Origin of the sequence: Chryseobacterium sp. (genome assembly GCF_008831505.1) — a bacterium.
Lineage (GTDB): Bacteria > Bacteroidota > Bacteroidia > Flavobacteriales > Weeksellaceae > Marnyiella.
The window spans coordinates 396,067-418,549 of sequence record NZ_CP044507.1; the positions used below are offsets into that span (position 1 = coordinate 396,067).

At 43.4% G+C, this 22,483-nt stretch carries 22 protein-coding genes; 5 read left to right on the forward strand and 17 right to left on the reverse strand.

Going from position 1 to position 22,483, the window contains the following annotated elements; all coding sequences use genetic code 11:
* Window positions 1–14: 14 nt before the first annotated feature.
* Entirely contained in the window at window positions 15–746 is a 732-nt protein-coding gene (locus F7R58_RS01910) for an SIMPL domain-containing protein (RefSeq protein ID WP_158063288.1), read from the forward strand.
* Between the two features lie 21 nt (window positions 747–767).
* Here F7R58_RS01910 and F7R58_RS01915 read toward each other — a convergent pair whose 3' ends face one another.
* The 5 genes from F7R58_RS01915 to F7R58_RS01935 form a co-directional block, all read right to left on the reverse strand.
* Window positions 768–1,280, reverse strand: a complete 513-nt coding sequence (locus tag F7R58_RS01915) for a GNAT family N-acetyltransferase (protein WP_158063289.1) — start codon at window positions 1,278–1,280, stop codon at window positions 768–770.
* Window positions 1,281–1,357: 77 nt separating this feature from the next.
* On the reverse strand, window positions 1,358–1,594 hold the full coding sequence (locus tag F7R58_RS01920; protein WP_158063290.1) for a PspC family transcriptional regulator: 237 nt from the start codon (window positions 1,592–1,594) through the stop codon (window positions 1,358–1,360).
* Between the two features lie 7 nt (window positions 1,595–1,601).
* Window positions 1,602–2,867, reverse strand: coding sequence for a DUF2851 family protein (locus tag F7R58_RS01925; protein WP_158063291.1), 1,266 nt, complete (start codon window positions 2,865–2,867; stop codon window positions 1,602–1,604).
* A 51-nt stretch (window positions 2,868–2,918) separates the two neighbouring features.
* Window positions 2,919–4,076, reverse strand: a complete 1,158-nt coding sequence (bshA, locus tag F7R58_RS01930) for an N-acetyl-alpha-D-glucosaminyl L-malate synthase BshA (protein WP_158065342.1) — start codon at window positions 4,074–4,076, stop codon at window positions 2,919–2,921.
* Between the two features lie 58 nt (window positions 4,077–4,134).
* A complete protein-coding gene (locus F7R58_RS01935) occupies window positions 4,135–5,835 on the reverse strand; it encodes a glycoside hydrolase family 3 protein (protein ID WP_158063292.1) in 1,701 nt (566 codons plus the stop codon).
* Window positions 5,836–5,948: 113 nt separating this feature from the next.
* Here F7R58_RS01935 and F7R58_RS01940 point away from each other — a divergent pair, with 113 nt between their 5' ends.
* Together F7R58_RS01940 and deoD are read left to right on the forward strand one after the other, a co-directional pair.
* Complete coding sequence (locus F7R58_RS01940; RefSeq protein ID WP_158063293.1) at window positions 5,949–6,464, forward strand: hypothetical protein; 516 nt, start codon at window positions 5,949–5,951, stop codon at window positions 6,462–6,464.
* A gap of 107 nt (window positions 6,465–6,571) precedes the next feature.
* A complete protein-coding gene (gene deoD / locus F7R58_RS01945; protein ID WP_158063294.1) occupies window positions 6,572–7,279 on the forward strand; it encodes a purine-nucleoside phosphorylase in 708 nt (235 codons plus the stop codon).
* 1 nt (window position 7,280) lies between these two features.
* On the opposite strand, the gene ribA is transcribed toward deoD, so the two are convergent.
* From ribA to F7R58_RS01990, 9 genes are all read right to left on the reverse strand, one after another.
* Entirely contained in the window at window positions 7,281–7,883 is a 603-nt protein-coding gene (ribA, locus tag F7R58_RS01950) for a GTP cyclohydrolase II (RefSeq protein ID WP_158063295.1), read from the reverse strand.
* A 15-nt stretch (window positions 7,884–7,898) separates the two neighbouring features.
* Window positions 7,899–8,351, reverse strand: coding sequence for a hypothetical protein (locus tag F7R58_RS01955; protein ID WP_158063296.1), 453 nt, complete (start codon window positions 8,349–8,351; stop codon window positions 7,899–7,901).
* On the reverse strand, window positions 8,351–8,959 hold the full coding sequence (locus F7R58_RS01960; protein ID WP_158063297.1) for a DUF4254 domain-containing protein: 609 nt from the start codon (window positions 8,957–8,959) through the stop codon (window positions 8,351–8,353). Before F7R58_RS01960 ends, F7R58_RS01955 begins: the two co-directional genes overlap by 1 nt.
* Before the next feature lie 11 nt (window positions 8,960–8,970).
* Window positions 8,971–9,162 (reverse strand): twin-arginine translocase TatA/TatE family subunit, encoded by a 192-nt coding sequence (locus F7R58_RS01965; RefSeq protein ID WP_158063298.1) that lies wholly within the window; start codon window positions 9,160–9,162, stop codon window positions 8,971–8,973.
* Window positions 9,163–9,195: 33 nt separating this feature from the next.
* The gene (locus F7R58_RS01970; protein ID WP_158063299.1) at window positions 9,196–10,746 is read right to left on the reverse strand and encodes a peptidoglycan DD-metalloendopeptidase family protein; all 1,551 of its coding nucleotides are present in this window, start codon (window positions 10,744–10,746) and stop codon (window positions 9,196–9,198) included.
* A complete protein-coding gene (locus tag F7R58_RS01975; RefSeq protein WP_158063300.1) occupies window positions 10,743–11,579 on the reverse strand; it encodes a DUF4292 domain-containing protein in 837 nt (278 codons plus the stop codon). The genes F7R58_RS01970 and F7R58_RS01975 overlap by 4 nt, the downstream gene beginning before the upstream one ends.
* A gap of 101 nt (window positions 11,580–11,680) precedes the next feature.
* Window positions 11,681–12,700 (reverse strand): sugar phosphate nucleotidyltransferase, encoded by a 1,020-nt coding sequence (locus tag F7R58_RS01980; protein ID WP_158063301.1) that lies wholly within the window; start codon window positions 12,698–12,700, stop codon window positions 11,681–11,683.
* Between the two features lie 51 nt (window positions 12,701–12,751).
* Window positions 12,752–13,186, reverse strand: a complete 435-nt coding sequence (dut, locus tag F7R58_RS01985) for a dUTP diphosphatase (protein ID WP_158063302.1) — start codon at window positions 13,184–13,186, stop codon at window positions 12,752–12,754.
* Window positions 13,183–14,640 carry a lipopolysaccharide biosynthesis protein gene (locus F7R58_RS01990; protein ID WP_158063303.1) on the reverse strand — a complete coding sequence of 486 codons (1,458 nt, stop codon included), beginning with the start codon at window positions 14,638–14,640 and terminating at the stop codon, window positions 13,183–13,185. The genes dut and F7R58_RS01990 overlap by 4 nt, the downstream gene beginning before the upstream one ends.
* A gap of 127 nt (window positions 14,641–14,767) precedes the next feature.
* Between F7R58_RS01990 and F7R58_RS01995 the strand changes: the two genes are divergently transcribed.
* Together F7R58_RS01995 and F7R58_RS02000 are read left to right on the forward strand one after the other, a co-directional pair.
* A complete protein-coding gene (locus F7R58_RS01995; RefSeq protein WP_158063304.1) occupies window positions 14,768–16,102 on the forward strand; it encodes a dihydroorotase in 1,335 nt (444 codons plus the stop codon).
* 103 nt (window positions 16,103–16,205) lie between these two features.
* Window positions 16,206–19,130, forward strand: a complete 2,925-nt coding sequence (locus F7R58_RS02000; protein ID WP_158063305.1) for a M16 family metallopeptidase — start codon at window positions 16,206–16,208, stop codon at window positions 19,128–19,130.
* 237 nt (window positions 19,131–19,367) lie between these two features.
* On the opposite strand, the gene F7R58_RS02005 is transcribed toward F7R58_RS02000, so the two are convergent.
* From F7R58_RS02005 to F7R58_RS02015, 3 genes are all read right to left on the reverse strand, one after another.
* On the reverse strand, window positions 19,368–20,480 hold the full coding sequence (locus F7R58_RS02005; protein WP_158063306.1) for a DGQHR domain-containing protein: 1,113 nt from the start codon (window positions 20,478–20,480) through the stop codon (window positions 19,368–19,370).
* 5 nt (window positions 20,481–20,485) lie between these two features.
* Complete coding sequence (locus F7R58_RS02010; protein WP_158063307.1) at window positions 20,486–21,013, reverse strand: hypothetical protein; 528 nt, start codon at window positions 21,011–21,013, stop codon at window positions 20,486–20,488.
* Between the two features lie 675 nt (window positions 21,014–21,688).
* Window positions 21,689–22,453 (reverse strand): response regulator transcription factor, encoded by a 765-nt coding sequence (locus tag F7R58_RS02015; RefSeq protein WP_158063308.1) that lies wholly within the window; start codon window positions 22,451–22,453, stop codon window positions 21,689–21,691.
* Window positions 22,454–22,483: the final 30 nt, after the last annotated feature.

Genomic DNA, 22,483 nt, shown 5'->3' on the forward strand with positions numbered 1-22,483 from the left:
AAATTTTAAATAACATGAATAAAGGAGTACTTTCCGTTGGTATTGCAGCATTGGGATTCGTATTGGGTCTCTGGTTTTTAGGTAATGCGGTGAAAAACAGAAATAAATCGCAAAACACCATTTCAGTTACGGGTTTGGGAACAAAGAAGTTTACATCTGACCTTATCACCTGGAGCGGAAATTTCTCGCGCAGCAGTTTTGAGCTGAAGGCTGCATACGACGAACTGGCCAATGACAAACGTATTATTGAAAATTATTTGGCTTCTAAGGGCATCAGGAAGGAGGATATGGTCTTTTCGGCGGTAGATATCCAAAAACAATACAGTTATGGGACCGATTCTAACGGGAGAAGCACCCAGACTTTCTCTGGCTACCAGCTTTCACAGCGCGTTTCGATAGACAGTAAAAATGTGGATCAAATAGAGAATCTCTCCAGAAATATTACTGAGATAATAAACCTTGGAATAGAATTCACTTCCTCGCCACCCAATTATTTTTATACAAAACTGGCAGATGTAAAACAGCAGATGATAGCGGATGCTACTAAAGATGCCAAAGCAAGAGCCGAAAAGATAGCCGAAAACGCCGGAAGTTCGCTGGGTGACCTTAAAAAGGCGACAATGGGTGTCACCCAGATCACTGAACCCAACTCAACAGAAGAATTTTCATATGGGGGAACCTTCAATACTGCCTCGCGGGAGAAAGAAGCCAGTATAACTATTAAACTTGAATATGAAGTAGAATGAGTTTAGCTGAAGTTTTGCAGATCAGCAGTATACCACATCGTAAATCTCCTCTTTTATCCAATCCGTTTTTTCGGGTTGCCAGTTCGCCAGAAGCCACAAATTCAAAGGATTCTTACCCGCTTCATAACATGGCTGCACGTAACTCTCATCTATTACGCTGAATCCGTTTCTTTTGTAAAAAGCGATCCTTCTTGCGGCATCTTCATTAAGCTGTTGGGGTTCAGCTTCAAGTACGATATGCGAATAGGTACGGAAGAGATGCGACAGCATCTCGCTGCCGAATTTAAGGCTCCGGAATTCGGAGAAGATCTCAAAATGTTCAATAAAGACAAAATCGGTAAGTTCCCAGCAAATCAGATAGCCTATATTGTCCAGATCATTCAGTATAGTGTGGACCTTAACTTTTGGATTACTGAAAAGTTGTCTGAACTGATCCTGGCTGCGGCGCTCATCCTCCGGAAAAGTGCTGCAATAGGACTTGTAGATATAATTAGCGCGAAAATCGTCTGCCGTGCCAACCTGAAGATATTCCATAGAAAATACGGGGTTTAACCACACTCTGCAAATTGCTTTCCATAATAATTAACACTGCAAAAATTTTTTGAATTCGGTTAGAGGTCAAACACATTAGGACGGCGTGTTACAAAAATGTCTTTTACCCAAAGTGAAAAGGCAAGGATAAGATAAATCAGGAAAAATATTCCAACTGTTGCGAAGGTGGAATAGATAAAGAAAACGCGCAGTTTTGCCACCGGAATGCCAAGTTTTGAACCCATCCGTGTAAGTACGCCAAACCATTCGCGTTCTACATTATGACGTATTTTGGTGATGAAGTGAGGCTCGCGCATATTTATTTTAACTTTTCTTTAAAAGTTGAAAACCGATACTGCAATTTAAGCAATTTTTGGTTTCGCAAAAATGTTTATGATGATAAATAAATGCCTGACTTTGGGCCGCATCCTTAATATCAACTCCAAGGGAGGTCCATCCGTTGGTAATGCTGTTTTTTTCAGGAGCAAGATTACGGTAAAGCCCCACAATATTTTCGGCGGCATCTTCGTCGGTGTTCTTTGTATATACATATTTCAGAGGCAGAACAGCGTTTAACAGAACGAGGTCAGTAAATTCGCGGGAGAGGTACTTTTCACCGGTCACCGTACTTTCCCTGCCGAAATTAAACCGCGTATCCCAGTATTCACTGGCTTTCACCTGGCCGAAGAGATCATAAAGGTCTGTGGTCCGGCGTGCTGAAATCATTTTTGAAAACAGATTCTGGTTCAGGTGGTATAGTGAAGCCAACTGGGAAAGCCGTACCGTAGGGAAATTGGGTGGTCTGAGTTTGGAAAATTTGGGGAAGACACGCCATGGTGCGAGGCTGTATTTAACTTTCAGAAAGTCGAATTCACGCCGCCACAACTTCATCTGGTCGTCTATGGCTTGGTCCAGCCAGCCACAGAGACCGAAGAAAAGTGCTTCCAATTGAAGGAGGTTGCGGCTTATTTTAGTTATCAGAGAAAAGTCTATACCTTCCGCCATCAGTTTGAAGTGTTCCGCATTGACCTTAAGTCCAAACGCGTAGGCCATATTCTGAAAAAGTACAGCTTCATAGTTATTTCTTGTGCTTTTAAGCGATTTTTCGATGTCCGCTGCCTTCTCATCAAGTTTTCTGAGAAGGGTTTCCTCACTAAACCCAACCGGAATATTGTCTGGATTGAAAATATCTTCACAGGGTATAAACCTGTTTTCTTTAAGAAGAGATTCATACTTCCAAAGCAGGGAAGTGTCAATATAATCCTGAAGTTCAAGTGTAGGCACGTTCCGCTCTTCAAGTTCCGGAATCTCCGCATCATGAATCAGAACTGCATGCAGAATGACATTCTCAAACTCCGGGTTTCCCGAATGTCGGTGAAAAATCCAGTCTGATGATTTAAGATGAAGTTCAATATGACCGTATAAAGTAAGTCCGTTTATCTGCACCGCACTGTGCAGGAAATCGGGTCCTGAGTCATAGTTCCACTTGCCAAAATCAAGAATCTCAACCTTATTACCAGCCGTATCTTTAAAATCAAAACTTTTAAAAATTTTGAAGTTCCAGAGATATTGCAACAATTTTTCGTTCATCGCCGTAAGATTTTAATAAGTTTAAAATCACCGAACCGGCGCGGAGCTTAGCTAAGGTATCACCTTTGTAGGGACGGTGTTAAATTTCCTGAGCGTTTCCGCATACATTTCCTCGTAAACAGGCAAAATATTCTGCAGGTCAAACCGGATGGCCTGTTGCTTTGCATTTTCCTTCATTACATTCAGCAGCTGTTCGTCAGAAAGCAGTTTGATGGTATAGTTACTCATTGCTTCCACATTTCCGATTTCTGCCATAAAACCCGTTTCACCCTGTATGTTTACTTCGGGTATACCTCCGGCATTGGAACTGATCACCGGAGTGGAGGCTGCCATGGCTTCCAAAGCCGCAAGACCAAAACTTTCCTGTTCCGATGGCAGCAGGAAAACATCCGAAAGTTGCAAGATTCTGTACAGGTCATTTACCTTACCCAGCAGGCGGATCTCACCAATCAGTTCAGGGTTTTCCTCCAGAAACTGGTTGATCTTCTCCATTTCAGGACCTTCGCCGATGATGATAAGTTTCGACTTTATGCGGGCATGCACATTTTTGAAGATCTGCAGAACTTCCATGATTCTCTTTACCGGCCTCAGGTTCGAGACGTGAATCAGGATTTTCTCGTCGTCCTTAGCAAACTGTTTTCGCTGGCAGGTCTGTACGCCTCCGCCGAAATCTGAATTATCAATGAAATTGGTGATGACCTGTATTTCTTTCTTTATGTTGAAGAACTTCAGTGTATCTGCTTTCAGGCTCGCGGAAACAGAGGTAACGGTATCGGACTGGTTGATGGAGAATTCTACCGCATGTTTATAACTTGGATGCTGGCCAACCAGCGTGATGTCTGTCCCGTGAAGTGTCGTGACCAGCGGTATATCCCTGCCTTCTTCCTTCAGCATCTGTTTGGCAGTAAAAGCAGCGTAGGCATAAGGAATCGCATAATGCGCATGCAGCAGATCCAGTTTATACAGATTCACGACTCTGTAAATCATTGAGGAAAGTGCTATGTCATACGGCTGATATTCGAAAAGAGGATAAGTCTCCACATTCACCTTGTGAAAGAAGATGTTTGGGTTGGTAATATCCAGGCGGGCAGGCAGGGCAGAACTGATGAAGTGTACTTCATAACCTTTATGTGCCAGGGACATCCCCAGTTCTGTAGCTACAATACCGCTACCGCCGTAGGTGGGGTAGCAGAGAATTCCTATTTTCATCATTTTAATTTAGCTGAGCATTTTACTCAATTACAGTAGTACTGTTCTCTCTTTATATTTATTTCCCACGGGCCGGTAAATCCATTCCTGCTCCGGCTTTCAGCTTTTGGTTCACCAGAACCGGAAGTCTGCCGGAAATTGCGGTTTTCCCCACTAATGCTCCTGCGGCTGCGGCCATTGAGTCGTCATTGTTTTCGTACGCTACCAGGACTGTTGGTATTTCTGACAGGTCAAGATCCTGCAGTGCGTAAGCCGATCCGAAAACACTGAGGATCACCTGATGATCTTTGGCTAAGCCAGCGATCAGCTTCCTGGATTCCAACGATATTTTATAAGGTTTATAAGCTGTGGAATTATCCTTGTGCAATCCTACGATTACCTTGGAATTGGCCGGGATTGATGCAATCTCCGCTGGCTTTTTCGAAATAACTGTGGTGTTAAGGTTCAGTTGGTTTACAACTGTCTGGTATGGCGCCTCTTCCAAAGCAACATAATAATAAGTCTCCTTACAGTTCAGGGGAAGTAATTTTTGATCGTCTTTAAGTAGGGTGACTGCATTGGCATACATCTTCTGAACAATTTCTTTGTGGACGTTATTATTCAGGTCAGTATTAATGTTAACAGGATTACGCGCATCATATTTGGTCAGTCCAAGGTAATATTTCGTAAGCAGGATCTTCTTTACACTTTCCTCCACACGGTCTTGTGAAATCTCATTTCGGTCTATCGCTTCCTGTATAAGCCTTTTGCCTTCCTTCACACCATCTGAAAATAACATGATGTCGTTACCGGCTTTAAATGCCAGGGCGTCCAGTTCGCCGGGTTTGTACCGCTTGGCCACGGCACCCATATTTAGTGCATCGGTTATAATAAGACCTTTGTAGCCAAACTTTTCCTTTAAAAGTCCGGTAATGATGCTTTTGGATACAGAAGCGGGGATGCCTTTCTCTTTTTCAAGTGCCGGCACATAAAGGTGGGCTACCATTACACCGCCAATGCCCTGGTCCATTAGTGCTTTGAAGGGCGCCAGTTCAACATCGTTCAGGCGCTGCAGATTATGTGAAACGACAGGCAAATCCAGGTGCGAATCCGTATTCGTATCACCATGACCTGGGAAATGTTTAATGGCCGCGAGTACATTGCTATCCTGCAGGCCTTTTGAATAGGCGGTTGCGGACGTAACAACATTATTTACTTCCGATCCGAAACTCCTGTTTCCTATAATGGGATTGTTGGGGTTGGTATTTACATCCACCACCGGAGCAAAATCCCAGTTTACGCCCATCCTTTTGGCATCTGCTGCAATCTGGCCAGCCATTTCTGTAATAAGCCTTTTATCCTGTATGGCTCCCAAAGTCATGGCCCAGGGAAATTTATGGGCTGCCGCTATTCTTTGAAAAAGTCCCCATTCAGCATCCATGCCTATCATCATTGGGATTCTGGATTTTGACTGAAATTCGTTTACGAGTTTGATATGTTTTTCAGCATCATCCTGCATCAGTATCAGCCCTCCAATCTTTTCACTGAGTACCAGATTTCGGACGCCAGTTATATGTTCATCGCCCTTGTTTGTATAAAGGGCTACAATGAAAAGCTGTCCCAGTTTCTCGTCCTGAGAAAGTGAGTTATAAGTGGCATTTACCCAATCGGCAGCTTTTTTCTCTTCAGCGACAGTAAAGTGTTTGGGCCGGTACTGAGCCGAAAGTGTTGCACTGCATACCGTAATAAGCGTAATGAAGCTTAGGAAAATCTTGTACATTCAGGAATTGCTTTCAACAAAAATACAACAAATCCGGTAATACCCCGGCTATACAAATAAATGGTATACGTTTTGAATAAGCCACCACAATTCAACAAATAAAATTATTTACAATGAAAAAATACTTTTCTCTCTTTTTAATCGCGCTTTTCGGTTTGGTTGCGGTGAGTTGTGATACCAGGAATGATGATCCTTATCAGGACTACGATACGTATAGTGTCGTTTACGATATTACAAATGTAAATTTCATCAATGATCCAACTTATGGCTGGTCTACTTCCCACACCTTCAAAAAGCCTTTTTACAATACTGATGTACTTTTGGTTTACAGGAAAAGTGGGAGTACAGGCAACGGATCTCCGGTTTGGCAGCAAATCCCAAGGACACTGTACATCTCGGCCACCCAGGAACTGGATTATGATTTTGATTTTACTATGAATGATGTAATGATCTATGCGGGTGGGAATTATGATATTGCTACAACGCCTTCTTACCTGAACAACCAGACATTCAGAATTGTGCAGGTGCCTGCCAGTGCCGGTAAAAATGCAAACGTCGACTTCAGTGACTACAACTCTGTTATTAAGCATTTCAATATTGATGATTCCAAAACGGTTGAATTGAAGTAATACCGACAAAGAAACTTGTGATCCCGTAACCGTGTTACGGGATTTTTTATTTCACTATACCCGAACTTAAGTACTACAGCATTCTTCGTATCTTTGAAAAAAAAATTATGAGTGTACATATAGCTGCCGCCAAAGGTGAAATAGCAAAGACAGTCCTGCAACCGGGAGACCCCTTAAGGGCAAAGTTTATTGCTGATAATTACCTGGATTCTGCAAAACTGGTTAGTCAGACGCGTAATATTTTCTATTATACCGGAACTTATAAAGGTTCCGAAATCACAGTAGGAGCCAGCGGCATGGGCATTCCCAGCATTGGGATTTATTCCTATGAACTCTTCACAGAATATGAAGTAGATACCATTATCAGGATCGGTACCTGTGGTGCTTACACTTCAGACCTTAAGCTGTTTGATGTTATTAATGTGAACAATGCTGCCAGCGAGTCTACGTACGCTAAATTCGCATGGGGCATAGAGGAAGAACTGATTCCGCACCAGGGAAATATCTTTGAAACCATCAACAAAACAGCCGCGCAGCTTGGAAATGATATTGTAGAGTCAAATATCCATACCAGTGATATTTTCTACCGGAAAGACTCGGCAGTGCCGGCTATTGCGCAGAAACATAGTTGTCTGGCTGTAGAAATGGAAGCTTTCGCACTGTTTGCGAATGCGAAACACCTTGGGAAAAGTGCGGCGACCCTTCTTACTGTTTCAGACATAATCCCGACAAGGGAGCAGATCAGTTCTGATGAGCGTGAAAAAGCTTTACGTGTTATGATTGAACTGGCACTGGAATCTGCGGTTAAGGCGTAAATCAGTTGTCAGGCTCAAGGTCATCAAGCAGGTGACCGAAGAAATCTTTTTTGGTCTTAAGATAGGAACGGCTCATGTCATGAGCGAGAATTTGAAGTGGTATCCTGCTGTTCAGCCGGATATCACTTTCTTCCACATACCGCACCTTATTGGGGTTATTGGTAAGCAGATTTACTTCTTTTACCGAAAGTAATTTAAGGATTTCAATAGCTACGCCGAAATCCCTGTCATCTGCCGGCAATCCCAGTTCAAGATTTGCCTGCACAGTATCCATGCCCTTTTCCTGGAGTGCGTAGGCTTTTAACTTATTAATGATGCCAATATTACGGCCCTCCTGCCTAAGATAAATAATGATGCCCCCATTGGTCTGAATGTACTGCATTGCAGCGTCCAGCTGCTGGCCGCACTCGCATTTGCGCGAATGGAAAACTTCACCTGTGATGCATTCCGAATGAAACCTAACATTTACGGGTTTGGAAAAATCTGTGTTTTCGGCTACGATGGCCATATGCGGCATCCAGTCCTGAGTATTATCGGAAAAAGCCATCATCCTATAGGTACCGTAATCGGTAGGTACATTGGCTTCTGCCTGCATTTTTAACATGGCTAAAATAAATTTTTAAGGCTGTAGTAATGTGGGAGTTTCCAGTACGGTAATGTTGGTTTTTATCCGTGTAAGATAACGGTTTAGGATAATATCTTCATCTTTATTCAGGAATTTACGGAGTTTCTGTATCTTCCGGTAACTTTTTTCAATATTCCTGTTCGCTTTCTGCTTTCCGATGAGGTTATATTCACTGTAAGCATAGATATATTCCTGCAAATGCACCTTAAGGACGGAAACCTCCCTGTTCAAAGCATCATTGGTAAAGCGTGGGAAAGTAGCGATCAGATTTGTGATTTCGGCAGCATTAATGTTTTCTTTAAGGCTGGCCCCAAATCTCTCTTCCAGCGACCCACCACCGTTTACCGAATAAGTGCTCCCGTTTACAGGCGACGGTGTGAACTTGTCTGATGCGCACGAAGTTAACAGTAATATCGAGAAAAATAAAAATACCGAACTTTTAATCATTATTTTGCCTTTTGATAAAGGACGGGGTTAAGACTTTCATCATTATACATTTTCATCTGCTTATATGTTTTCATCTTAACCTTACCGTTCTCAATCTCAGCTAATAACTGATTAATTGATGTCATCAGATCCGTTTTCTGTTCCAGCAAAACATTAAGTTTTGCTGAACACTTCATACGGTGCTCTTCGCTGGCGGACAGTCGTTCTGCTTCCTGCCTCATATGGTACACCTTGAGGGCCAGAATTGAAAGCCTATCTACCGCCCATGCGGGCGTCTCTGTATTTATCCTTGCCTCCGGATGTGGAGTAATGTCTTTATAGCGGGTTAAAAACCAGCTGTCCAGGTACTCCACTAAATCGGTACGCTGCTGATTTGAGGCATCTATCCTTCTTTTCAGCAACAAAGCTGCTTCCGGATTAATGTTTTCATCCCGGATAATATCCTCTAAATGCCACTGAACGGTATCAATCCAGTTCTTTGTATACAATAGTTGTTCCAAACTACCCGCCGGAAAAGGTTGCTTCTGAGGTTCATCCACCTCATCGGTAAGATGATAGTCTGATATTGACTGGCTGAAAATCTCCCACGCACTTGATGCGAAATCCATATTCTCTGTCTTTACGCCGTGCGGTCTGTATTTTGTGTAGGCTGTTCTGTGTTAGCTTTCTTGTCGTCCTCCTTCACAGCATCTTTAAATTCCTTGATTCCTGATCCCATTCCCCTCATCAGTTCCGGAATTTTCTTGGCACCAAACAGTACGATGATGATCAGTGCAATGATTAATATTTCTCTAAATCCTAGTCCTCCCATGACATAAATATTTTTGCAAAGTTACGTTATTTTTTAGTTTACCCAACCCAGTGGGTCAACCGGCGTGGTGCCGTTCCAGATCTGAAAATCCAGTGTATATGAGCCGTCAAAATCTTCAGCAACAAGTCCGATGTTGGTACCTGCGGATACCTGTTGGTTCTGTGAAACAGATACGGAACTCAGGTTGGAATAGATGGTGAAATAATTTCCGTGCTTCACGATTACCGTACGTGTTCCGTCGCCGGAAGCCATCACTTTTGAAACTGTTCCCGGATAAATAGCTTTTGCACCCGTACCTTTGGCTACGGCTATTTTAATCCCATTGTTTTCCTCAACAATATTTTTAAAAACAGGATGCGGCTGGCGGCCAAAACGGTGAGTAATCGTTCCGTAGGCGGGCATGTTCATCCGTCCCCTGTTTTCTGCGAAATTACTTGCTGCATTGGACGATACTCCGTAGTTGGTGAGTGCCTTACTTTCTGCAGCTTTTTTCTCAACATCGGTCTTTCTGGTCAGTTCTGCCTCTGCAGCCCGTGCCGCGGCCAATTTTTCATTGGCTTCACGCGCCTTCTGTGCAGCCTCGCGTGATTCTTTTTCTGCAGCGATCTTCCTGGCCTCATCGCGGGCACTCGCTTCGGCTTTTGCAGCTTCTTCTGTGCGTTTCCGTTCATCGGCCAGTTTTTTCGCTGCAAGATCTGCCGCTTTCTTAGCCTCAGCTTCCGCCAGACGTCTTTCTTTTTCCAGTGCATCAGCCTTCGCCTTATTTTCTGCATCAATCCTCGCTTTTTCGCGGGCAGCGGCTTCTTTTGCCAAACGGATCTTTTCCGCTTCGGCTTTTCTTACCGCTTCCTCATTGGCTTTGGCAATTCTGATTTCTTCGGCGATGATGGCCCTTATCTGTCCTTCCAGATTTTTGCTCTGCGTCTGTTTCTGCTTTAGTTCAGCACTCAGGTTAGCCTCATTTTTCTTAAACTCCTGAACGAGTTTTTCTTTTTGCTGCTTTTCTGCAGAAATGGTTGTTATTTCTTTCTTCTGATTGGCGAGAAGGATTTCCTTTTGCTTTGCCGATTTGGCTTTCTCGGCTATCGTGCGCTCCAGGTCACTGGCAGCTTTTGCAATCTTGGCAGCCTGTTTGTCCTGATAATCTGAATAGAAACGCAGATACTGCACCCTTCTGATAGCTTCGCCCAAACTTTTGGACGAGAGTATGAAGGTCACTTTATTTTTCAGGTCACGGTTTTTGTAGGCATTTACCAGTACATTGGCGTAATTTCGGCGCAGCACGGCAAGCTCCCTGTTCTGACGGTTGATCTCGAGCTGACGCAGATAAATATCATCCTCAATAAATCGCTTTTCCTTCTGCGTGTTTTGATACACTTTTTCACGAAGCTCAATCTTTTTATTTACGCCTTCCAGATAGGCCACCGAGAGTTTGGACTCATTACGGCTTTTGGCAAGCTGCGAATTGATCTGTGCAATCTGTTTTTTTAATTCAGCATTTTGCTTCTGAAGCTGCTCCTTATTCTGGCCGAAAGAAAGTCCAAAAAGGAGAACTGCGGTTAAAAGACTGACCTTTTTAATCATTTAATTTCAATTTTGGTATAGTTTCCGGGTACTGAAAACGGAGTCTGCATTTTAGTGTCGTCAAATTTCGTATTTTCAAGCAATATCTGACCTTCTTTAGACCCTTTTATAAGTATTTTAACGTTTTTTGGCAAGCGGAAATCTTTGTAGGCAAACCAGTCATTATAAGAAATCTGAAGTTCATCGTTTCTGTTCACTTCCTTCAGGTACACGTTCATCAAATCGTAGTTGGGAGCGTACTGCAGTTCAATTTTATATTCGCTCGCCTTACCGTCTTCGGTCTCAATCCGCTGATTCACGGTGGAAGCCATCTTAAAGCCCTGTGCATTACGGGTGAGACGGAATTCACGGTCATTGATTCTGACAAAAGTTCGTCCCAGCAATAACCTCTGCAATGAATTATAGTTAATGAAATCAGTGTTCAGCAGTTTGTTCAGGTAGTCAAAATCCGAATCGATGAATGTCCTGTCGGTCTTATTGTAGGCCTGTATTCCCTCCGGTGTTGCAACTCCTCTGGCCATGCTTATGAAAAATGCCGAAAGATTCATCCAGACCTTTTCATTGTTCTGGATATAGATGGTGGCATCCAGCGTAGGTAAATAACTGGTTTGGGTTTCTACATTTATTTTGGAGTTTATTTTCAGCTGCTCAAACTTCGGCGGCACAAGTACCTGCTGAAAGAATTTAGCATCGGCATCAATAGGCTTATTTACATCACGCGGATTTTGGGCGACTGCAGTACTGTCGGTGGCACCACCATCTGCTGCCGCTTTTCTTGCTTTGCAAGAAAAAAGTAAAATTCCGGCCAGGAACAGTAGAAGATATTTCTTCATGATTCGTAAATTATTTGGCATAACGATAATAAGTTGCAATATTAACGCCAAACCACACAAAAAATTTGTGTGGTTTGGCTTCATATATTGTTTGAACTGAATCAGTCTTTGGAGAGGAAATCCAGGACCGAGTAATCGCCTAATGAGATTTCACGGGACACGCCATGGTACTCCGCAGAATTCCCTATCATTGAATTGCTGAGGTTTGCGTGATTGATTACCGTATTTTCCTGTATCAGTGAGTTGTCAATATTGGAATTGATAATTCTTGTATTGTTGCCCACGCTTACATTGGGGCCGATTTTTGAGTTGGAAATACTCACATTCTCGCCTATAAAGCAGGGTTGGATAATCAGACTGGTCTCTATGTTTGCAGAGGCTGGATGATTCAAAAATTCTTCCTGCTCATAATTCAGGATTTTACCGTTGGTTTCAACCGTTGCATTTTTGTTTCCGCAGTCCATCCAGTCGTCCACTTTACCCAGAGAGAACTTTGCGCCTTTCTGTCTCAGGTTTTCCAGTGCTGTTGTAAGCTGATATTCACCACCCTGCATAATATTGTTATTCATGATGAAGTTGATTTCCTCCATGAGCTTCTCTGCAGACTGGAAATAGTAAATCCCTATAATGGCCAGATCGGACACATATTCTTTCGGTTTTTCTACAAAATCCGTGATATAGCCGTCTGAATCCAGTTTTACCACGCCGAAAGCAGAAGGATCTTCTACACTCTTTACCCAGATTACACCGTCCGAATTTTTATCCAAGTGAAAATCGGCACGGAAAAGAGTATCGGCAAACGCTACCACAACATCACCCTGCATGGAAGCTTCGGCACACTTAATGGCGTGGGCTGTTCCCAGGGGTTGATCCTGAGTATAGATGCTTCCTTTGGCGCCAAGTTTCTCAGCGATCTTTAAAAGCGAGGCTTCCACCTCCGGCCCGAAATCACCTATAATAAAGGCAACTTCATCAATTTCCTCACCCGCAACTTTAGCAATGTCCTCTACAAGACGCTGCACAATGGGTTTTCCGCCGATGGGAATTAAAGGTTTTGGAACTGTAAGTGTGTGTGGTCTCAATCGGGAACCACGTCCCGCCATAGGAACGATTATTTTCATATTTGGTTTTAGTTTTTTATCATCATTCGGAGCATTATACTACCCGTGTTTTTATTTTGCCGATGTACTGCCGAAGCCTCCTGCTCCCCGTTCTGTACCCGTTAGTTCTGTTACCTCTTCCCATTCGGCGCATTCATGTTTTGCAATCACCATCTGTGCGATGCGGTCTCCACGCTGAAGGGTAAATTCGCGGTCCGACAAATTTACTAAAATTACGCCGATTTCACCTCTGTAATCTGCATCTATGGTCCCGGGTGTATTGAGGACCGTAATCCCGTTTTTAATTGCCAGGCCGCTCCGCGGACGGATCTGAGCCTCATAACCTTCGGGCAGTTCGATAAAAAGTCCGGTAGGAATCAGTTTTCTCTCCAAAGGTTTAAGTGTAATCTCTTCATGCACGTCAGCAAAAATATCCATTCCAGCTGCGCAGGGAGTCTGGTATTTCGGTAAATCCAGTCCGGATTTGTTAATGACTTTTATTTTCATTTCTTCAATCTTTTTAGTAGCGCCTGTGGCAACAGTTTTTGATAGGCGATGAACGCGGCTGCCAAGATAATAAACAGCAGGTTACCTAACATAATATGTTGCTGAAAATTTTGGTAGTAGGCAAGTCCGGCAACGATGGTGATCAATATTATAACTGCATTTTTGTAAAGTTGATAGGGTATGGGATATTTGATCTGGCCCCATACCAATGAGATGACCATCATTATGAAATAAGCTGCTAATGTAGCCCATGCGGACGCCCAATATCCGAATAGCGGAACAAAATAGTAGTTGATTGCTACGGTTACGGCTGCCCCAGCTAATGAAATATAGGCGCCGTTGATGGTTTGGTCCGTAAGTTTGTACCAGATCGATAGGTTAAGATAGATTCCTAAAAACAGGGTGGCTATAAAAAGTATCGGAAGAATGTCAATGCCTACAAAATAGGCTGGATTCTTAAGGTACATTGGTGCCAGCCAGCTGAGGTTAACTGTAAGCCACAGAATGATCAGGCAGTTGGCTGTAATGAAGACATCCATAAGACGGGCATAGGCCCGGCCTGAATTCTCATTTTTGGAATGACTGAAGAAAAATGGTTCAATGCCCAGCACATAAGCCTGCTTAAACAACAGGACAAAAGTTACGATCTTAGTTACACCACCATATATCCCAAGTTGTGTTTGTGCAATGCCGTCGGGCAAAAGGAATTTAAGAAACTGCCGGTCCAGAGTCTCATTCACAATTCCTGCCAGCCCGGCAAACATGATAGGTAGAGAATATTTCATCATCTTTTTCCAAAGCGCAAAATCAAAGTACCGGAAACGGGCTACGATTACCTCGCTGAAAAGAAGCGCAAATGTGACAGCGCTGGCCACCAGGTTTGCTACAAACACATACCCGATTCCAAAGTCCGGCTGGTATCTGAGCCCCAGCAAACCCTGGGGATATTTTGGTAACAGAACTATAAAGAATAAGGTAAGGGAAAAGTTGATGAGACCGTTAATGATCTTAATTGCAGCAAACTTGATCGGTCTTTCCTGCTTGCGCAGAATTACAAAGGGCATAGCCGAAAGGGCATCAAGCGAAAGGATGATTACCAGGAAGGTAAGCAGGTGAACCTGAGTAGGAGTCTTGAAAGCCACTGCCAGTGGTTCGCGGAAAATCAGAGCCATCAACAGAAAACTTAGTGCAACAGTTACCACACTGAAAAAAGCCGTGGATACCAGTTTTTTCTGATCCTTTTCCTTAAGCGCAAAACGGAAGAAGGTGGTTTCCATTCCGTGAGTCAGCAAAACAGTAATGATTCCCGCTACGGAGTAAAAATCGGCGTACGGGGCATAGGCTTCAGGTCCGAAAGCCCGGAAAATAAACGGGCTCAGAAAAAACGGAAAAAGTCGAATGATGATTGTGGTTAGACCGTATAGGGCGGTTTGTCCCATAAGTTTTTTATACACTGACCGGCAAATTTTCCGCAAAGGTAATTATTCGCTTTAACTTGTTAGTGAACACCTTCTCAAATTGAATCCGGTTGTTTTGGTGGTAATGCGTACTTTTACCCAAACGTTGAAAAACTCATCATAAATGAAAATCCTTATAAAAAACGCCCGTATTGTTAATGAAAACCAAATCGTAGAAAGTGATCTGCTCATTGAAAACGACCTTATTCAAAAGATTGCCGTCAATATAGATTCTGATATAGCGGACCATGTAATTGATGCTGCCGGAAAATATCTGCTGCCCGGTGTGATTGATGACCAGGTACATTTCCGCGAACCCGGCCTTACGCATAAAGGAGATATTGAAAGTGAATCACGTGCAGCAGTGGCAGGCGGGGTGACAAGTTTTATTGAGCAGCCCAACACGGTGCCCAATGCGGTAACTCAGGATTTATTGGAGGATAAATATCAGATCGCAGCCCAGAAATCATTTGCCAATTATTCCTTTATGATGGGTGGCACAAACGACAATCTGGAGGAAGTGCTGAAAACCAATCCGCGCAATGTGGCAGGGATCAAACTTTTCCTGGGTTCCTCCACCGGAAATATGCTCGTTGACAATCCCGAAACGCTGGAAAATATCTTCAGCAAGACCAAGATGCTGATTGCTGTTCACTGCGAAGATGAAGCCACCATCCGGAAGAATACGGAAATGTACCGCGAGCAGTATGGCGACGATATACCGATGGAATATCACCACCTCATCAGAAGCGAGGCGGCCTGCTATATCTCCTCATCAAAAGCGGTGGAACTCGCCGAAAAGACCGGTGCCAGACTCCATGTTTTCCATGTTTCGACCGCGAAGGAAACTTCCCTTTTCAGAAATGATATTCCGCTCCGAGAGAAAAAAATCACTGCAGAAGTCTGCGTTCATCATCTTACATTTACCAACAAAGATTACGAAACCAAAGGAACACTGATCAAATGGAATCCCGCCGTTAAAACAAGGTCAGACCGTCAGGGTCTGTGGGATGCCCTCCTGGACGACAGGATTGACGTTATCGCTACGGACCACGCTCCCCATACAATGGAGGAGAAGGAAAATGTTTACACAAAGGCACCTTCCGGAGGGCCATTGGTGCAGCATTCACTGCCGGTGATGCTTGAGAACTTCCGCAGTGGCAAGATTTCAATTGAAAAGATTGTGGAGAAAATGTGCCACAACCCGGCAATACTTTTCCGGATCGAAAAGCGCGGCTTTATACGCGAAGGTTATAAGGCAGATCTGGTTTTGGTGGATGATCAGTCGGAATGGACAGTTGCTAAAGACAACCTCCTTTATAAATGTGGCTGGAGCCCGCTGGAAGGCATGAAACTGCACTCAAAAGTGACGCACACCTTTGTCAACGGAAACCTGGCGTATGAGAACGGTGAAGTAAAAGCGGAGAAATTTGGCGAAAGGCTGCTTTTTGTAGTTTAAACGGTTTAAATTTTTCAGGTCTGAAATTTTTATCAAAAATTCCGGTTCCATTGCAACATTTCCATAAAACAATCGTCTAATACCGTATTAACAACAATATATTATGATCAGAAAAAAGTTTTTAATGCTTTTTGCTGTTGGGATTCTCTTCACCGCTCAGGCGCAGGATTACCAGTGGAAGGAAGCTAAGAGTGGTGGTTACACTTACAGGTACGTAACCAATGATCCCACGCAGGCCAGATTCTATACCCTGCAGAACGGACTCACCGTAATCCTGAGCCCTACCAAGAAAGACCCGAGAATTCAGGCGTACATCGCCACCAAAGCGGGCAGTAAGACAGACCCGGCAACCAACACAGGTCTGGCGCACTATCTGGAGCACATGCTCTTCAAAGGAACCGATAAGTACGGTTCCCTGGACTGGGCAAAGGAAAAAGCTGAACTCGACAAGATTGACGCGCTGTACGAACAGTACAACAAGTCCAAAGATGAGGTGCAGCGTAAGGCCATCTACAAAAAGATCGATTCCGTTTCAGGTGTAGCTGCAAAATATGCCATTGCCAACGAGTACGACAAAATGATGACGGCCATGGGTGCCCAGGGTACCAATGCCTGGACGAATTTTGAGGAAACTGTGTATACAGACGATGTTCCGTCCAGCTCACTGGACCGTTACCTGGCTGTTCAGGCTGAAAGGTTCAGAAACCCGGTGCTGAGGATTTTCCATACGGAACTGGAAGCGGTGTACGAGGAAAAAAACAGGACTTTGGATAATGACGGCAGAAAAGTCTTCGAGACGCTGTTCGCTACACTGTTCAAGAATCATAATTACGGTAAACAAACCACCATCGGAACCGTTGAACATTTAAAGAACCCTTCGCTGGTTGAGATCCGCAAATACTTCAACAATTACTATGTTCCCAATAACATGGGCGTCATCCTATCCGGTGATTTCAATCCGGATGAGGCAATCGCGAAGATTGACCGGGCTTTCTCCTATATGAAGAACAAGCCGGTGCCGAAATATACCTTCCAGCCGGAACAGCCTATGACGGCTCCCGTGGTTAAGGAGATCGTAGGTCCCGATGCCGAAAGCCTTACCATCGGTTACCGCTTGCCGGGGAACAAAGACAAAGACGTTCTGCTTGCCGATTTGGTGGGATCCATCCTGACCAACGGCAAAGCCGGACTTTTGGACCTGAACCTGGTTAAGAAGCAGAAACTGCTTCGCGCAAGTGCATTCACCTACACTTTGCAGGATCACGGCATCCTTTATCTTTCAGCTGCGCCAACAACAGGACAGACTTTGGAAGAAGTACAGACTTTAGTTCTCAGCGAGATCGAAAATCTGAAAAAAGGAAATTTTGATGCTGATCTCATTCCATCCATCGTCAATAACATCAAGAAAGAGAAAATCCAGAGTCTGGAACGTTACGGCGACCGCGCCTCTATGCTGCAGAGTGCCTTCAACGCCGAGCTGGACTGGAAAGATCAGGTAGCGTATGTAGATGATATCTCCAAAATCAAAAAAGAAGATGTTGTAGCCTTTGCCAATAAATATTTCGGAAATAATTATGTGGCTATCTTAAAGAGAAAAGGCGAAAACAAAAACCCGCAGAAAATCGAGAAACCGGCCATCACGCCTGTTGAAACCAACCCGGACAAACAGTCTGCCTTTGTGAAAATGGTGAACGAAATGCCGTCTACACCTTCACAGCCTGTATTCCTGAACTTTGATAAGGACATCCAGAAATCAAAACTTGGAAAAGCTGAGGTTCTTTATGTTCCGAATACTGAAAACCAACTGTTCAGACTCAGATACCGTTACAAAATTGGAACACTTAACGATCCTAAACAGTCGCTGGCATCACAGTACCTTCAGTTCCTTGGAACCGACAAAAAATCTTCAGAAGAAATTTCAAAGGAATTCTACAAAATTGCTTCCAGCTTCAATGTATCTACAGGTGAGGAATACACCATGGTGACCATTGAAGGTCTGCAGGAGAATTTTGACAAAGCCGTTAAGCTTTACGAAGACCTGGTAATGAATGCCAAGCCGGACGAAACCGCACTTGCAGCGCTGAAAGCACGTATCGCCAAGTCCAGGAAAGATGCGAAAGCCAACAAAGGCGCCATCCTGCAGGGACTTACAAGCTACGCAATGTACGGCCCGAAGAACAAATTCAACAACACACTTACCGATGCGGAAATCAACGCGGTTACTGCGCAGGAACTGGTGGACAGGATGAAGAACCTGAACAACTACGAGCAGACTGTGATCTACTACGGTCCGGAACCGCTTAAAAACCTGACGGCAAAACTCGGAACCATGCACAAAGTGCCGGCAACCTTTGCCTCGGCAGGCCCGCTGAAGACGTTCAAACAGCTTCCGCAGACCAAGACTCAGGTGCTCTTCACCGATTATGATATGGTGCAGGCCGAAACCAGATGGATCCGCAATACCGAAAACTATGATGCAGCCAAAACCCCGATGGTGATGGTGTTCAACAACTATTTCGGTGGCGGTATGGGTTCTGTGGTTTTCCAGACCATTCGTGAGAGCAAGGCTTTGGCCTACAGTACTTACGGATATTATGTACAGCCTTCCAAGAAAGACGACCAGTACTATATGATGAGTTATGTGGGCAGCCAGGCCGATAAGTTTGGTGATGCGGTAGGAGCGATGAACGAACTCCTTACCACCATGCCTCAGCTTCCGGTAAACCTGGATCTGGCCAAGAGCTCCGTGAAAAAGGACATCCAGACCGAAAGGATTATGCAGGACGATATCATCTTCCGCTATCTGGCCGCGCAGCAGCTGGGTCTGAAAGACGATATCCGCAAAGACCTCTACACCAATGTGGACAGGATCACGATGAACGACCTTCAGAAATTCCATGCGACAAATATTTCAGGAAAACCTTACACTTATGCGTTGGTTGCCTCTGAGAAGAATGTAAAAATGGACGATCTTAAAAAGATTGGCGAGGTGAAGAAGATTACCCTGGAAGAACTTTTCGGGTACTAAACCTTACAGAATACTGTTTACAGAAACTGCTCCGGATTGGAGCAGTTTTTTTTGTTGTTGTTGTGGGACGGTAATCTTTCATTGCCGGGAGCTTTATTGTGTCATTGCGAGGAGGCGGGACGACGACGAAGCAATCCCAAAGTTTAAAAGCAAAGCAATCTCGATTTTGTATTTATTTGGGCGCCTTTAACCGCCCTCCGTTCCCGCTTTTTTCTGTTCCGCTTCGCTACACATAAACTATTCACCAGACATTATTTCATCAAATAATTGCTCGGTAGATAATTGATTTGCATCTTTTAAATAACGGGCAACCTTGTTGCTAATCTCTAAAGCACCGCCTCGTCCCGAAAGTCCTTTAAAACTACCTTTGTTACTCCAATCCCAATCCTTTCCAGATTGTAAAATTTCTAACATACTTGCCGAATCAAATTTATTATTTAATAAAGCACGATCAATTACCTGAGCTCCTAAAAAACTGATCGCCCATAGACCTGCCCCCCGTAAAATAATATAATCTTTAGATTGCGACCATGCTTTTGGTTGCCACAGTTTTACTGCACCAAAATAGTTTTTAATTACTCTGTATTGTGCTTCCGCATCCGGAAGTCTAGGAAGTTGTGTCGATCTTGAAAGCATATACTGAACTCCAGTTCGCAAACCGCGCAGAGGAATTTCGACACCTACAGGCTTCTTTCCGCCTTCATAAATTCTTCCATGTAAAACACTTGTGGTGTCTGCGCTTAGTTTTTGTGCAATGAATAGATCTGGAGTTCTTCGTTTAAGTTCCTCTTCAGGTGATAATCTAACCTCAATTTTATCAAGATGGCTAGTGTTCATAGCCTTTTGATTTTTGTTTATATCCTTGAAAAGTTGGATTTCCTCGTCCTTAACTAAATCATAAGCTAAACAAAATGAGACTTCCTTATCAATGCGATCAAAACCTCTTGCGGTACCATTACCGTAATTAAGCCTATGATTACCATCAACACGGGAGATTATAATACTTTCTGTGTCTGAGATTTTATCCCAGTCAATTTCAAGAATACCCATATCAGGAAATTCCTCTGAAATTGATCTAAAGGTTAAAACATCATTTTTTCTCGCACATAGAAAAACTTCAGGCCAGAATCCTAAATCGGTATTTTTAACATATTCATAGGCATCGCGCGCATGCTTCGGACTCAAATCACGTTGTGTCCCTTGGGGGTTATTTACCATATCGTATATGTCCGCTTTTGAAATATCCGCAAGTTTGCCAAGTGGAGCAAACCCTCTATAAACGCTGACGCCCAAAACTTTACCCCTAATAACTGGGAATTTTAAAGGCTCTGTTTCTGTCTTTTTTATCATTTTCTTCAGCTTTTTGAAATTTTGATTGTTTCATCATTAATTGTCGTTTTCACAATCTTTTGTTGAACTGCTTGCAAAATTACGCACAAAGTTAACAATATACATTGAAGCTCCCGTGTACTGGTAAAGGTCAAGTTGCTAAAGTATCTACTTTTTGTTAATTCAAATGATTTGCGTCCCAAAAGTTCATTTCGAATATTAGAAAGGTGATCTTTAAACGGGGACTTTAGTATATCAAATGTTACGTTGTGAGCACTTTTATTTCGAATTGCCCTCAGTTGTTCTAGAAGGTTGTAATAGGACTTGTCAATGATACCAAGCCGATAAGTTGCTTTTATTTTTGATGAAAATGTCGCAAGGGGTTGGTCTCCTTCAAGTAAATCGTCTTTTTTTCCTGATATTTTTGGTAACAGATAACTGTCTAAAATGGCAAAAAGTAGGTCGTCGATTTTAGACGCACATACAATTACGATGATCCGATCTGACTTTTCCATCAGAAGGTCCTCTGCAAAATCATCAAATTGGTCAAACATTCTCTAAGTATTTAGTAGGAATATGCCGCCTAAAGTTTAGAACTGCAAATAAATTCATGTCCTTGCATTCACGGTGGACTTCATATGAATTAGCATCCATTTCCCCAACAAATCTACTCAAAAAACCCACCCACGCAAACACTTCCCGCCAAATGTTTTTACGGAATAACCCGAATATGCCAATATCATTCATTACACTTAAAATATTCAGTTGAAACTTTACCAGTTCAGCAATATATTTTTTAATTTTGATAGAGCCCGAAAGCATAGATGCGCACGCTATGCAGGTTGTTTTCAGCACACAGAGGGGGCGCGGTTGCTGGTTTTCCGGTCTTGCGGAAAACTTCCTTCATTACGGAACAAGCCCAAAGTATAAGCGAGTTTTGAAACGTGGGATTGCCGCGCTGCACTCCGTTCCGCTCGCAATGACTTTGTGCTGTGAGCCAAAAGCTAAAAGCCAGGAGCCAACAGCTATGCATTTTCGATTACCCTTTGCGCGCTTTGTGAAGCCTTTGTGTTCTTTGTGGTTAGATAGAGCCAGGAACCGAGAGCCAGGAGTCAAGAGCCAAGAACTAGGATTCAAGAATGAAGAACCAGAAAGAACAGTGCATCAATAATCCAAAATCAAAAAATCCTGAATCTAACCACCAGTCACTAATCACTAATCACCAAGCCCTATATTAATTTGTAACTCGTAGCTACCGCGATGGCCTGCGAGATATTGGGGACTTCAAGTTTTTCAAAAAGTTTTTTCCGGTGGAATTTAATTGTATCCCGGGCAACGCACATTTTGTCGGCAATCTCATTAATAGAAAGCCCCTGTGAAGCGTACATCAGGATCTCGGTTTCGCGGGAACTCAGGTTTACCTTTTCCCTGCTTGTCCAGACTTCCCCCACTTCATCATACTCATGGATGATATTGCTGCCTTGGCGCTGGATCTGAATATTGCCAGCCTCGGTATTGTTGGAGAGTGAAAAGATGCAGAGCGCCTTCCAGATCTTTCCTTCATCGGTTAAAAATATTGGGGTGTATTTATGATTAACCAGAATTTTGCGCTTCTCCGCGGTGATAAGATGAAAATCGTAAGTAATGGAGTATTGTTTTCTGTCAGCTACCGGGATCCCATCGTAGAATTTAAAACCAACTTCATTGATCTTCAGCAGCAGTTCCTGATCTTTGGTGGGGGCATGATGGATATAGAATTCATATCCCATCGCTACAATTTCTTCCGGCGTACGTCCGCACAAGAACAAACGGTTGTCGGATACATAGTCAAAACCCTGCTTCAGATAGTCTATGACATACATGCTTTGATAGGTTGTATTCTCAAAAGCTTTCACTACCTGCAGGAAATCCGTAGACTGTGCAGCTTCGGTATCTGTAAGTTGGTTTACTATGTTTTGGGTGAGGAAAAAATCGTCCGCGGCAGGAAATTTCATAAATCATGGTTAGTTAAAAGAACTACCCGC